The organism is Streptococcus sp. 477, from assembly GCF_013277295.1.
Classification (GTDB): Bacteria; Bacillota; Bacilli; order Lactobacillales; family Streptococcaceae; genus Streptococcus; species Streptococcus pseudopneumoniae.
Genome location: NZ_VMMQ01000005.1, coordinates 1 through 13,349, shown reverse-complemented (window position 1 = coordinate 13,349; position 13,349 = coordinate 1). Strand labels below are relative to the sequence as shown.

The window sequence follows — 13,349 nt, the reverse complement described above, 5'->3', positions numbered from 1 at the left end:
AAAATGAAAATATTGGTTACAGGTTTTAATCCTTTTGGAGGTGAAAAGATTAATCCAGCTTTGGAGGCTGTAAAATTATTACCATCTGAGATTAATGGGGCCGAAGTTCGCTGGGTAGAAATTCCAACGGTTTTTTATAAGTCGTCAGAAGTTTTAGAGGCAGAAATATTACGATATCAACCAGATGCTGTACTTTGTATTGGACAAGCAGGCGGCAGGACAGGTTTAACACCTGAACGAGTGGCTATTAATCAAGATGATGCTCGCATACCTGATAACGAAGGCAATCAACCAATTGATACACCGATTCGTATTGATGGAGCATCGGCCTATTTTAGTAGTTTACCTATCAAAGCGATGGTACAAGCTATTAAAAAACAGGGACTTCCAGCAGTTGTATCCAATAGTGCAGGAACCTTTGTTTGCAATCATTTGATGTACCAAGCTCTTTATTTAGTGGATAAAAAATTCCCTAATATGAGAGCAGGTTTCATGCATATTCCATATATGATGGAACAAGTAGTAAATAAGCCGAATACTGCAGGAATGAGTCTATGTGATATTGTAAGAGGCATAGAGGTAGCTATTGAAGCTATTGTAGACTACAAAGATAAGGATTTGCAGTTAGTAGGTGGTGAGACTCACTGATAATCTAAAAAGGATAGTCACTTATGCTTGTTTACTAACTATTAGCTATGCTAAATCGATTAAGGTTGTTTACATAAAACTCTATATCAGACAAGCCTGATATAGAGTTTTTTCTTGCTAGTTTTAGGATTTTCTTGTACAATAGAAAAAGTGAAGAGAGGTATGAAATGAGTAAGAAAGATAAAAAAATCGAAATTCAAGTAGCAGATGCCAAAGTTAATGTAGGAAAAGACAGTTTTGAAGGCTATACCTTGATCATTGGTAAAAAAGTTATCGGAGAAATTGCCGAATTAGAGGGACAATTTGCCATCATAAAGAATGGGAATGTCGATAGTTTTTATAAAAAATTGGAAAAAGCTGTGGAAATTTTGATTGAAAATTATAATTTAGCAAAATAAGTCTTGTTTTTTTGAAATTTTCATGATATAATAGTCCATGTTGATTGTAGGAGAGATAGCGAAGAGGCTAAACGCGGCGGACTGTAAATCCGCTCCTTCGGGTTCGGGGGTTCGAATCCCTCTCTCTCCATTTCATCAATGGGGTATAGCCAAGCGGTAAGGCAAGGGACTTTGACTCCCTCATGCGTTGGTTCGAATCCAGCTACCCCAGTTCTTAGGTAATAATCAAGATAAAAAGCAAAATATCTTAGGGTATTTTATTTTTATAATTGAAAGACGTGAATGATATGAACATGTCCTTGCGGGTGCTTAGGAAAAAAATTATAAGTATGTCAAGTTTAAGAAAAACTTGATTGTTGGAGGATTTTTTAGATGAACGAATTTGAAGATTTGCTAAATAGCGTTAGCCAAGTTGAGACTGGTGATGTTGTTAGTGCTGAAGTATTGACAGTTGATGCGACTCAAGCTAACGTTGCAATCTCTGGAACTGGTGTTGAAGGTGTCTTGACTCTTCGCGAATTGACAAACGATCGCGATGCAGATATCAATGACTTTGTTAAAGTAGGAGAAGTATTGGATGTTCTTGTACTTCGTCAAGTAGTTGGTAAAGATACTGATACAGTTACATACCTTGTATCTAAAAAACGCCTTGAAGCTCGCAAAGCATGGGACAAACTTGTTGGTCGCGAAGAAGAAGTTGTTACTGTTAAAGGAACTCGTGCCGTTAAAGGTGGACTTTCAGTAGAATTTGAAGGTGTTCGTGGATTTATCCCAGCTTCAATGTTGGATACTCGTTTCGTACGTAACACTGAGCGTTTTGTAGGTCAAGAATTTGACGCTAAAATCAAAGAAGTTGATGCTAAAGAAAACCGCTTCATCCTTTCACGTCGTGAAGTTGTTGAAGCAGCTACAGCAGCAGCTCGCGCTGAAGTATTTGGTAAATTTGCTGTTGGTGATGTTGTAACTGGTAAAGTTGCTCGTATCACAAGTTTCGGTGCTTTCATCGACCTTGGTGGTGTTGACGGATTGGTTCACTTGACTGAATTGTCACATGAACGTAACGTTTCACCAAAATCAGTTGTAACTGTTGGTGAAGAAATTGAAGTGAAAATCCTTGATCTTAACGAAGAAGAAGGACGTGTATCACTTTCACTTAAAGCAACAGTACCAGGACCATGGGATGGTGTTGAGCAAAAATTGGCTAAAGGTGATGTAGTAGAAGGAACAGTTAAACGTTTGACTGACTTCGGTGCATTTGTTGAAGTATTGCCAGGTATCGATGGACTTGTTCACGTATCACAAATTTCACACAAACGTATTGAAAATCCAAAAGAAGCTCTTAAAGTTGGTCAAGAAGTTCAAGTTAAAGTTCTTGAAGTTAACGCAGATGCAGAGCGTGTATCACTTTCTATTAAAGCTCTTGAAGAACGTCCAGCTCAAGAAGAAGGACAAAAAGAAGAAAAACGTGCTGCTCGTCCACGTCGTCCAAGACGTCAAGAGAAGCGTGATTTCGAACTTCCAGAAACACAAACAGGATTTTCAATGGCTGATTTGTTTGGTGATATCGAACTTTAATCAAATTGAAAATTCACAAAATCCTTTGTTTACTAAACAAGGGATTTTTTCTTTTGTCTCTGCTCCTTTTTTGATATAATAGTTCTATGTTAAAATCAGAAAAACAATCACGTTATCAAATGTTAAATGAAGAATTGTCCTTCCTATTGGAAGGCGAAACCAATGTTTTGGCTAATCTTTCCAACGCCAGTGCTCTCATAAAATCACGTTTTCCTAATACCGTATTTGCAGGCTTTTATCTGTTCGATGGAAAGGAATTGGTTTTAGGTCCCTTCCAAGGAGGTGTTTCCTGCATCCGTATTGCACTAGGTAAGGGTGTTTGTGGTGAGGCAGCTCACTTTCAGGAAACAGTCCTGGTTGGTGATGTAAGGACCTATCCCAACTATATTTCTTGTGATAGTCTAGCTAAAAGTGAAATTGTGGTGCCGATGATGAAGAATGGCCAACTACTTGGAGTTCTGGATCTGGATTCTTCAGAGATTGATGATTACGATGCAATGGATCGAGATTATTTGGAACAATTTGTCGCTATTTTGCTTGAAAAGACAGAATGGGACTTTACAATGTTTGGGGAAAAATCTTAATGTATCAAGCACTTTATCGAAAATATAGAAGTCAAAACTTCTCCCAGTTGGTTGGTCAAGAAGTTGTGGCTAAGACTCTTAAACAAGCAGTGGAACAAGAAAAAATAAGTCATGCTTATCTTTTTTCTGGTCCACGTGGAACGGGAAAAACCAGTGTAGCTAAGATTTTTGCTAAGGCTATGAACTGTCCCAATCAAGTGGGTGGTGAACCTTGTAATAACTGCTATATTTGTCAGGCAGTGACGGACGGTAGTTTAGAAGATGTCATTGAAATGGATGCGGCCTCTAATAATGGGGTGGATGAAATTCGTGAAATTCGTGATAAATCTACCTACGCCCCTAGTCTTGCTCGTTATAAGGTTTATATCATAGATGAGGTTCACATGCTGTCTACAGGGGCTTTTAATGCCCTCCTAAAGACGCTGGAAGAGCCAACACAGAATGTAGTCTTTATTTTGGCCACTACTGAATTGCACAAGATTCCTGCTACTATTTTATCCCGTGTGCAACGTTTTGAGTTTAAATCAATTAAGACACAGGATATTAAGGAACATATCCACTATATCTTAGAAAAAGAAAATATCAGTTCTGAACCAGAGGCTGTGGAAATCATTGCCAGACGAGCGGAAGGTGGAATGCGGGACGCCTTGTCTATTTTGGATCAAGCCCTGAGTTTGACACAGGGAAATGAATTGACGACTGCCATCTCTGAAGAAATTACTGGCACCATTAGCCTATCAGCCTTGGATGATTATGTGGCTGCCTTGTCTCAACAGGATGTTCCCAAAGCTTTGTCTTGCTTAAGTCTTCTTTTTGATAATGGTAAGAGCATGACCCGTTTTGTGACCGACCTTTTGCACTATTTAAGAGACTTGTTAATTGTTCAAACAGGGGGAGAAAATACTCATCATAGTCCAGTCTTTGTAGAAAATTTGGCACTTCCTCAGGAAAATCTGTTTGAAATGATTCGCTTAGCGACAGTGAGTTTAGCAGATATTAAGTCTAGTTTGCAGCCCAAGATTTATGCTGAGATGATGACCATCCGTTTAGCAGAGATTAAGCCTGAACTAGCTCTTTCTGGGGCAGTTGAACATGAAATTGCTACGCTGAGACAGGAAGTGACACGTCTCAAACAAGAACTCGCAAATGTGGGAACTGTATCCAAGCCAACAAGTCCAGCTCCTAGTCGTCCAGCTACGGGCAAAACAGTCTATCGTGTAGATCGCAATAAAGTTCAATCTATCTTACAAGAGGCTGTCGAAAATCCTGATTTGGCACGTCAAAACCTGATTCGCTTGCAGAATGCCTGGGGAGAGGTAATTGAAAGTCTAGGTGGGCCGGATAAGGCTTTGCTGGTTGGTTCTCAACCGGTTGCGGCCAATGAACACCATGCAATTCTTGCTTTTGAGTCTAACTTTAATGCTGGTCAAACCATGAAACGGGACAATCTCAACACTATGTTTGGCAACATCCTCAGTCAGGCAGCAGGTTTTTCACCTGAGATTTTAGCTATTTCCATGGAGGAATGGAAAGAAGTTCGCGCAGCCTTTTCAGCCAAAGCCAAATCTTCTCAAACTGAAAAAGAAGCAGAAGAAAGCCTGATTCCAGAAGGATTTGAATTTTTGGCTGATAAAGTGAAGGTAGAGGAAGACTAAAGAAAGAATTCATGATACAATAAGTTTATGAATAAACAACAATTTATTATTATGGCGCTGTTTACAGCTGCTGAGACCTATTTTTTCAATGAAGCTTGGATGACTGGTCGCTATATTATGGCAGCCTTTTGGGCAATTTTACTCTTCAGAAATTTCCGAGTCAGTTATGTGATGGGCAAAATCGTTGATGTCATCGATCAGCATTTTAATAGGAAAGACTAGCCCTTAGCTTCCAGACAAAATCAAAGCCTTTTAGGCTTTTTTTTGTTATACTAGAAAAGTATATTTATAGACCTTTTATACTCTTCGAAAATCTCTTCAAACCACGTCAGCTTTATCTGCAACCTCAAAGCGGTGCTTTGAGCAACCTGCGGCTAGCCTCCTAGTTTGCTCTTTGATTTTCATTGAGTATTACCGTACTTTCTAGGGAAATCAAGTATGTTTCTAGTAAGCACTGTAAAGGTCTTGAAAAAGAAAGGAACTATCATGTCAGTATTAGAAATCAAAGATCTTCACGTTGAGATTGAAGGAAAAGAAATTTTAAAAGGGGTGAACCTGACCCTGAAAACAGGAGAAATTGCCGCTATCATGGGACCAAATGGTACAGGTAAATCGACTCTTTCTGCCGCTATCATGGGAAATCCAAACTATGAAGTAACCAAAGGTGAAGTTTTGTTTGATGGCGTAAACATCCTTGAGTTGGAAGTAGATGAGCGTGCGCGTATGGGACTTTTCCTTGCTATGCAATACCCATCAGAAATTCCTGGTATTACTAACGCTGAGTTTCTTCGTGCCGCTATGAATGCTGGTAAAGAAGATGATGAGAAGATTTCAGTTCGTGAGTTTATCACTAAGTTGGACGAGAAAATGGAATTGCTCAACATGAAAGAAGAAATGGCAGAGCGTTACCTCAACGAAGGCTTCTCTGGTGGTGAGAAAAAACGTAATGAAATTCTTCAACTTTTGATGTTGGAACCAACTTTTGCCCTTTTGGATGAGATTGACTCTGGTCTTGATATTGACGCTCTTAAAGTTGTTTCTAAAGGTGTGAATGCCATGCGTGGTGAAGGTTTTGGTGCTATGATCATCACTCACTACCAACGTCTTTTGAACTATATCACACCAGACGTGGTACACGTGATGATGGAAGGTCGTGTTGTCCTTTCTGGTGGTCCAGAATTGGCTGCGCGTTTGGAACGTGAAGGATACGCAAAACTAGCTGAAGAACTTGGCTACGACTACAAGGAAGAATTGTAATTCCCTCGTATCTTTTAGGAGAAGTAAATGACTAAAGAAAATATTAAACTTTTTTCAGAAATGCACGCTGAACCAAGCTGGTTGGCTGACCTCCGTCAAAAAGCTTTTGATAAGATTGAGAGTCTAGAATTACCAGTTATTGAGCGTGTCAAATTCCACCGTTGGAATCTGGGGGATGGGACGATTACAGAAAGCGAGCCATCAGCAAATGTTCCAGATTTCACTGCACTAGATAACCACTTGAAGTTGGTGCAAGTAGGAACGCAAACTGTTTTTGAGCAAATTCCAGTTGAGTTGGCTGAACAGGGTATCATCTTTACAGACTTCCACTCAGCTTTAGAAGAAATTCCAGAGCTTGTTGAGGAATTCTTCATGTCATCTGTCAAGTATGACGATGATAAGTTGGCAGCCTACCATACAGCTTATTTCAATAGTGGTGCTGTTCTCTACATTCCTGATAATGTTGAGATTAAAGAACCAATCGAAGGAATTTTCTACCAAGACAGCGATAGTGATGTGCCGTTTAACAAGCATATTATGATTATCGCTGGTAAAAACTCTAAGATTAGTTATCTGGAGCGTTTAGAGTCACGCGGTGAAGGAAGTGCCAAAGCAACTGCCAATATCACAGTGGAAGTGATTGCACGTTCTGGTGCGCAAGTCAAGTTTGCTGCGATCGACCGTCTAGGTGAAAACGTCACTGCTTACATTAGTCGTCGTGGTAAACTAGGCAACGATGCAAGCATTGACTGGGCTATCGGTGTCATGAACGAAGGAAATGTCGTTGCGGATTTTGATAGTGACTTGATTGGTAACGGTAGCCATGCTGACCTGAAAGTTGTAGCTCTTTCAAGTGGCCGTCAGGTGCAAGGGATTGATACTCGTGTAACAAACTATGGTTGCAACTCAATCGGAAATATCCTGCAACATGGGGTTATTCTTGAAAAAGCAACTTTAACTTTCAATGGTATTGGCCACATTATCAAGGGTGCCAAGGGAGCAGATGCGCAACAAGAGAGCCGTGTTCTCATGCTTTCAGACCAAGCGCGTTCAGATGCCAATCCAATTCTTTTGATTGATGAAAATGACGTCACTGCTGGTCACGCGGCTTCTATCGGGCAAGTAGATCCAGAAGACATGTACTATCTCATGAGCCGTGGCTTGGATAAGGCAACTGCAGAACGCTTGGTTGTTCGTGGTTTCCTTGGATCCGTTATCGTTGAGATTCCAGTCAAGGAAGTTCGTGATGAAATGATTGCGACTATCGAAGAAAAATTGTCAAAACGCTAAGGGGAAGCCTATGTTAGATGTAGAAGCGATTCGCAAGGATTTTCCAATTTTAGACCAGATTGTCAACGATGAACCGTTGGTCTATCTGGACAATGCTGCGACGACACAAAAACCACTAGCAGTTCTGGAAACAATTAACCGCTATTATGAGAACGACAATGCCAATGTTCACCGTGGTGTTCATACCTTGGCAGAAAGGGCGACAGCTTCTTATGAGGCGGCTCGTGAAACCATTCGTAAGTTTATCAATGCAGACTCTACAAAGGAAGTTCTCTTTACCAGAGGAACGACAACCAGTCTGAACTGGGTAGCGCGTTATGCTGAGGAAGTCTTGACTGAGGGAGACCAGGTCTTGATTTCAGTAATGGAACACCATTCTAATATCATTCCATGGCAGGAAGCTTGTCGAAAGACTGGAGCAGAGCTTGTCTATGTCTGTCTTAAAGATGGTGCCTTGGATATGGAGGATTTGCGAGCTAAATTGACTGATAAGGTTAAATTTGTTTCCCTAGCTCATGCCTCCAATGTTCTTGGTGTGGTCAATCCGATCAAGGAAATCACTCAATTAGCCCACCAAGTTGGGGCAATCATGGTAGTGGATGGTGCTCAATCTACACCTCATATGAAGATTGATGTCCAGGACTTGGATGTGGACTTCTTTGCCTTTTCAGGTCACAAGATGGCTGGTCCGACTGGTATCGGTGTTCTTTATGGCAAAGAAAAGTATCTGGAGCAAATGTCACCAGTAGAATTTGGTGGTGAGATGATTGATTTCGTCTATGAGCAATCTGCTAGTTGGAAGGAATTACCTTGGAAATTTGAGGCTGGAACTCCTAACATGGCTGGTGCAATCGGACTTGCTGCTGCAGTGGATTATCTGGAAACGATTGGTATGGATGCCATTGAAGCCCATGAACAGGAATTGATCGCATACGTCTATCCAAAACTGCAGGCGATTGAAGGACTGACCATTTATGGTTCACAGGACTTGGCTCAACGTTCAGGTGTCATTGCTTTTAACCTAGGCGACCTTCATCCTCACGACCTTGCGACTGCTTTGGATTATGAAGGAGTAGCAGTTCGTGCGGGTCACCACTGTGCGCAACCCTTGCTCCAGTATTTGGATGTCCCAGCAACAGCTCGCGCTAGCTTTTATATCTACAATACCAAGGCAGATTGCGACAAGCTAGTCGATGCCTTACAAAAGACAAAGGAGTTTTTCAATGGCACTTTCTAAACTAGATAGCCTTTATATGGCAGTGGTAGCGGACCATTCGAAAAATCCACATCACCAAGGGAAGCTGGAAGATGCTGAACAAATCAGTCTCAACAATCCAACCTGTGGCGATGTCATCAACCTCTCTGTCAAGTTTGATGCAGATGATCGTTTGGAGGATATCGCTTTTCTAAATTCAGGTTGTACCATCTCAACTGCATCTGCTAGCATGATGACAGATGCAGTTTTAGGAAAAACCAAGCAAGAAATCTTAGAACTTGCGACCATTTTTTCTGAAATGGTTCAAGGGCAAAAAGATGACAGACAAGATAGTCTTGGAGATGCAGCCTTCTTGTCAGGTGTTGCCAAATTTCCTCAACGAATCAAGTGTGCAACCCTAGCTTGGAACGCCCTGAAGAAAACAATTGAAAATCAAGAAAATCAGTAAGGCAAGCTTCTTTTGTCTTATGAATCAGTAGAAATGAAGAATGAAAGAAAGGATATTATGGCTGAAGAAAGAGTAGAACCAAAACCAATTGACCTTGGTGAATATAAATTTGGTTTCCATGATGATGTAGAGCCTGTCCTATCGACAGGAAAAGGATTGAATGAAGATGTCATTCGTGAACTATCAGCTGCTAAGGGAGAACCTGAGTGGATGTTAGAATTTCGTTTGAAGTCTTATGAAACCTTCAAAAAAATGCCCATGCAAACTTGGGGAGCAGACTTGTCAGAGATTGACTTTGATGACTTGATTTATTATCAAAAACCATCTGATAAGCCAGCTCGTTCATGGGATGAGGTTCCTGAAAAAATTAAAGAAACCTTTGAACGTATCGGAATTCCGGAAGCTGAGCGTGCTTATTTAGCTGGTGCCTCTGCCCAGTACGAGTCAGAAGTAGTTTACCACAACATGAAGGAAGAGTTTGAGAAGTTAGGTATCATCTTTACAGATACGGATTCTGCTCTCAAAGAATACCCAGACTTGTTTAAACAATACTTCGCTAAGTTGGTACCGCCGACAGATAACAAGTTGGCTGCCCTTAACTCAGCAGTATGGTCAGGTGGAACCTTTATCTACGTACCAAAAGGGGTCAAGGTAGATATTCCACTTCAAACCTACTTCCGTATCAATAACGAAAATACTGGTCAGTTTGAACGTACTTTGATTATCGTTGATGAAGGAGCAAGTGTCCACTACGTAGAGGGCTGTACAGCACCAACTTATTCAAGTAACAGCTTGCATGCGGCCATCGTAGAAATCTTTTCCTTAAAAGGAGCTTATATGCGTTATACAACCATTCAAAACTGGTCTGACAACGTCTATAACTTGGTAACGAAACGTGCCAAAGCCTTGAAAGATGCGACTGTTGAGTGGATTGATGGAAACTTGGGTGCCAAAACAACCATGAAATACCCATCTGTTTGCCTAGATGGAGAAGGGGCGCGTGGTACTATGCTTTCTATTGCCTTTGCTAATGCAGGGCAACACCAGGACACTGGTGCCAAGATGATTCACAATGCTCCACATACCAGTTCGTCTATCGTGTCTAAATCCATCGCTAAAGGCGGAGGAAAGGTTGACTACCGTGGTCAAGTAACCTTTAACAAGAACTCTAAGAAATCTGTTTCTCACATTGAATGTGATACCATTATCATGGATGACTTGTCGGCATCAGATACTATTCCATTTAATGAAATCCACAACTCGCAAGTTGCTTTGGAACACGAAGCTAAGGTTTCTAAGATTTCAGAAGAACAATTGTATTACCTCATGAGTCGTGGATTGTCAGAATCAGAAGCGACAGAAATGATTGTTATGGGATTTGTGGAGCCCTTCACAAAAGAGCTTCCAATGGAGTATGCTGTTGAGCTGAACCGTTTGATTAGCTATGAGATGGAAGGGTCAGTTGGGTAAAATTTGATTTTAGATATACTCAAAATCAAGGACTTTGATTTTCATTGAGCATTAGATCTACTCAAAATCAAGAACTTTGAAGATGAATTTGTAATAAAAAAAAATCGCGGTTTAAATCGCGATTTTTTTATAATTTCTCGTTAACAAAGCGGACAAACTGATTCCACCAAACTTTTAAGAAGAAGGCTTTTTCCATTTTCTTGTCTGCAACCATTTCGAAACTAGGGCGCTCTGTGGTGATGTAACCTTGACCAATCAAGTCCTTGTCTTCGTAAGTCAAATGGCCAACCACTGTTCCAGCTTCAAGTGGTGCTGGGATTGCTTTGGAATCAGGTGTGAATTGAATAGATTGAGAAGATTGATTCCCGATACGTTCAATTAGATAGATATCCTCTGGAGCCACTGCAGTGACCGTATCTTCTTTTCCATCTTGTACAGGGGCTTTGCTATCTTGATAGGCATCGCCTTGCTGAACGATTTTGCGAAGTGTAAATGTAGAAGAAATATAATCCATTAGGGAAGATGTAGCTGTAAAACGAGAGTAAGGATTATTGTCTTGATGATCTGCATTCAAAATAACAGTGATAACCCTCATGCCTTTTTCGACAGTAGTACCAACAAAAGACTCTCCAGCCTTATCTGTTGTTCCTGTTTTCAGTCCATCAAAACCACCACGGTAAGCAGGCATACCTTCTAACATGTAGTTGGTCGAAGTGATTGTCATTCCAGCAAAAGTAGAAGAAGGTTTTTTGGTGATTTCCAAGACTTGTGGGTATTTTTTGATGAGGTTACGAGCAACAATAGCAACATCATAAGCACTGAGCTTGTTTTCATCATCTTTTTTTGAGCCCGGGTAAATATTATCTCCTAGAGTCTCGTTGTTAAGACCAGTTGTATTGACAACAGTAGCATCTTTGATTCCCCATTCCAAGAGTTTTGCTCGCATCATATCAACGAAGTTTTTTTCTGAGCCAGCAATTTTCTCAGCTAGGGCAATAGCGGCGCTGTTGGCACTAGATACCAGAGTTGCTTCAAGCAACTCTTCGACAGTATAATTACGGGCCTCCATAGGAACATTACTGGCTTCAGAATTTGTCGTCAATTGATAAGGATAATCAGAAATATCTACAGGAGTGGAGAGGGTAATACTTCCCTTTTCCAAAGCTTCATAGACCAGATAAACAGTAATCAATTTTGTTATGGAAGCAATTTCGACAGGTTGCGTTGCATCCTTCTCATAGAGAATTTTACCAGTATTTGCCTCAACAGCAATGGCATGTTTTGCAGCAATGGTAAAATCTTGAGCAGCAACAGTAGAAGCACCTCCTAAAAGGGAGACAGTTAATAAAGTTAACAATATTTTTTTCATAGTAGTCTTATTCTATCATAAAGAAAAAAAATATTCTTGCTTTAATAATTCATCCGTTAAGCTTTTTGAAAATATGGTAAAATAGAGTGAGGGAGGTAACTCATGTTTCGTAGAAATAAATTATTTTTTTGGACCACAGAAATTTTACTCTTAACCATCATCTTTTACCTATGGAGACAGATGGGGTCTTTGATTAACCCTTTTGTTAGCGTGCTTAATACAATTATGATTCCATTTTTATTAGGGGGCTTTCTTTATTATTTGACAAACCCTATTGTTACTTTCTTAAATAAAGTCTGTAAACTCAATCGTTTACTTGGTATTTTAATTACCTTGTGTGCTTTGGTCTGGGGAATGGTCATAGGTGTTGTCTATCTCTTACCTATTTTGATTAATCAGTTATCTAGCTTGATTATATCTAGTCAAACTATTTATAGTCGAGTACAAGACTTAATCATAGACTTATCTAATTATCCTGCGCTCCAGAATTTGGATGTAGAAGCTACAATTCAGCAGTTAAACTTATCCTATGTTGATATTCTTCAAAAGATCCTAAATAGCGTATCAAATAGTGTGGGGAGCGTCTTGTCAGCTCTTATCAGTACTGTTTTGATTTTGATTATGACTCCAGTTTTTTTGGTTTATTTCTTATTAGATGGACATAAATTCTTGCCCATGCTTGAAAGAACGGTTCTAAAGAGGGATCGCTTGCATATCGCAGGTCTCTTAAAGAATTTAAATGCGACGATTGCTCGCTATATTAGTGGAGTTTCGATTGACGCAATCATTATAGGTTGTTTAGCTTATATTGGCTATAGTATTATTGGTTTAAAATATGCTTTAGTTTTTGCTATTTTTTCTGGTGTAGCCAATTTAATTCCTTATGTGGGGCCAAGTATTGGTTTGATTCCTATGATTATTGCAAATATATTCACTAATCCCCATAGAATGCTGATTGCAGTGATTTATATGCTTGTTGTTCAGCAGGTAGATGGCAATATCTTATATCCTCGAATCGTAGGAAGTGTTATGAAGGTTCATCCAATCACGATTTTAGTTTTACTTTTGTTGTCAAGCAATATCTATGGTGTAGTTGGAATGATTGTCGCAGTGCCAACCTATTCTATCTTAAAAGAAATTTCTAAGTTCTTATCCCGTTTGTATGAAAATCATAAAATAATGAAAGAACGAGAAAGAGAATTAGCTAAGTAAAAGTCAGGAGACCCCTGATTTTTCTTTACTGGAAGTGGCCTTTAGATTAGAAGATTGAAAATAAGTTAAAGTCCTAAACTAATTTTCACAGCTAAGAATAGTAGAAGTTAATCTGGTAAAAATCGAAAAAACCAGTGGAATTCCGTGTCAGGATAAGTTCCACTGGTTTTCATAGTCTATTAAAGTTCGAATGAAACCTATTTATAGTAGATTGAAACTAGAATAGT

Annotated in this window: 13 protein-coding genes and 2 tRNA genes; 14 read left to right on the top strand and 1 reads right to left on the bottom strand. The window is 39.8% G+C overall.

The window, feature by feature from the left end:
• Window positions 1–3: 3 nt before the first annotated feature.
• From pcp to sufB, 13 genes are all read left to right on the top strand, one after another.
• A complete protein-coding gene (gene pcp, locus HT691_RS00355; RefSeq protein ID WP_000699369.1) occupies window positions 4–648 on the top strand; it encodes a pyroglutamyl-peptidase I in 645 nt (214 codons plus the stop codon).
• Window positions 649–815: 167 nt separating this feature from the next.
• Window positions 816–1,046, top strand: a complete 231-nt coding sequence (locus tag HT691_RS00350) for a DUF2969 domain-containing protein (RefSeq protein WP_000037111.1) — start codon at window positions 816–818, stop codon at window positions 1,044–1,046.
• A 49-nt stretch (window positions 1,047–1,095) separates the two neighbouring features.
• Window positions 1,096–1,176: transfer RNA gene (locus HT691_RS00345), tRNA-Tyr, on the top strand.
• A gap of 9 nt (window positions 1,177–1,185) precedes the next feature.
• Window positions 1,186–1,257: transfer RNA gene (locus HT691_RS00340), tRNA-Gln, on the top strand.
• A 161-nt stretch (window positions 1,258–1,418) separates the two neighbouring features.
• Window positions 1,419–2,621: a 30S ribosomal protein S1 gene (rpsA, locus tag HT691_RS00335; RefSeq protein WP_001001629.1), complete on the top strand. Its 1,203-nt coding sequence runs from the start codon at window positions 1,419–1,421 to the stop codon at window positions 2,619–2,621.
• 86 nt (window positions 2,622–2,707) lie between these two features.
• On the top strand, window positions 2,708–3,205 hold the full coding sequence (locus HT691_RS00330) for a GAF domain-containing protein (protein WP_050219081.1): 498 nt from the start codon (window positions 2,708–2,710) through the stop codon (window positions 3,203–3,205).
• Complete coding sequence (dnaX, locus tag HT691_RS00325; RefSeq protein WP_166727418.1) at window positions 3,205–4,860, top strand: DNA polymerase III subunit gamma/tau; 1,656 nt, start codon at window positions 3,205–3,207, stop codon at window positions 4,858–4,860. Before HT691_RS00330 ends, dnaX begins: the two co-directional genes overlap by 1 nt.
• A gap of 27 nt (window positions 4,861–4,887) precedes the next feature.
• Complete coding sequence (locus HT691_RS00320; protein ID WP_001041547.1) at window positions 4,888–5,082, top strand: DUF3272 domain-containing protein; 195 nt, start codon at window positions 4,888–4,890, stop codon at window positions 5,080–5,082.
• Window positions 5,083–5,346: 264 nt separating this feature from the next.
• Entirely contained in the window at window positions 5,347–6,117 is a 771-nt protein-coding gene (sufC, locus tag HT691_RS00315) for a Fe-S cluster assembly ATPase SufC (protein ID WP_000114489.1), read from the top strand.
• Between the two features lie 27 nt (window positions 6,118–6,144).
• The gene (gene sufD, locus HT691_RS00310; RefSeq protein ID WP_023932857.1) at window positions 6,145–7,407 is read left to right on the top strand and encodes a Fe-S cluster assembly protein SufD; all 1,263 of its coding nucleotides are present in this window, start codon (window positions 6,145–6,147) and stop codon (window positions 7,405–7,407) included.
• Window positions 7,408–7,417: 10 nt separating this feature from the next.
• Window positions 7,418–8,644 (top strand): cysteine desulfurase, encoded by a 1,227-nt coding sequence (locus HT691_RS00305; protein ID WP_023936695.1) that lies wholly within the window; start codon window positions 7,418–7,420, stop codon window positions 8,642–8,644.
• Complete coding sequence (gene sufU, locus HT691_RS00300; RefSeq protein ID WP_023936697.1) at window positions 8,631–9,071, top strand: Fe-S cluster assembly sulfur transfer protein SufU; 441 nt, start codon at window positions 8,631–8,633, stop codon at window positions 9,069–9,071. The genes HT691_RS00305 and sufU overlap by 14 nt, the downstream gene beginning before the upstream one ends.
• A gap of 57 nt (window positions 9,072–9,128) precedes the next feature.
• Window positions 9,129–10,541 (top strand): Fe-S cluster assembly protein SufB, encoded by a 1,413-nt coding sequence (sufB, locus tag HT691_RS00295; protein WP_000797052.1) that lies wholly within the window; start codon window positions 9,129–9,131, stop codon window positions 10,539–10,541.
• A gap of 127 nt (window positions 10,542–10,668) precedes the next feature.
• On the opposite strand, the gene pbp3 is transcribed toward sufB, so the two are convergent.
• Window positions 10,669–11,910, bottom strand: a complete 1,242-nt coding sequence (gene pbp3, locus HT691_RS00290) for a D-alanyl-D-alanine carboxypeptidase PBP3 (protein ID WP_023936173.1) — start codon at window positions 11,908–11,910, stop codon at window positions 10,669–10,671.
• A 102-nt stretch (window positions 11,911–12,012) separates the two neighbouring features.
• Between pbp3 and cozE the strand changes: the two genes are divergently transcribed.
• Window positions 12,013–13,122, top strand: coding sequence for a cell elongation protein CozE (gene cozE / locus HT691_RS00285; RefSeq protein ID WP_172921636.1), 1,110 nt, complete (start codon window positions 12,013–12,015; stop codon window positions 13,120–13,122).
• The last annotated feature ends 227 nt before the right edge of the window (window positions 13,123–13,349 follow it).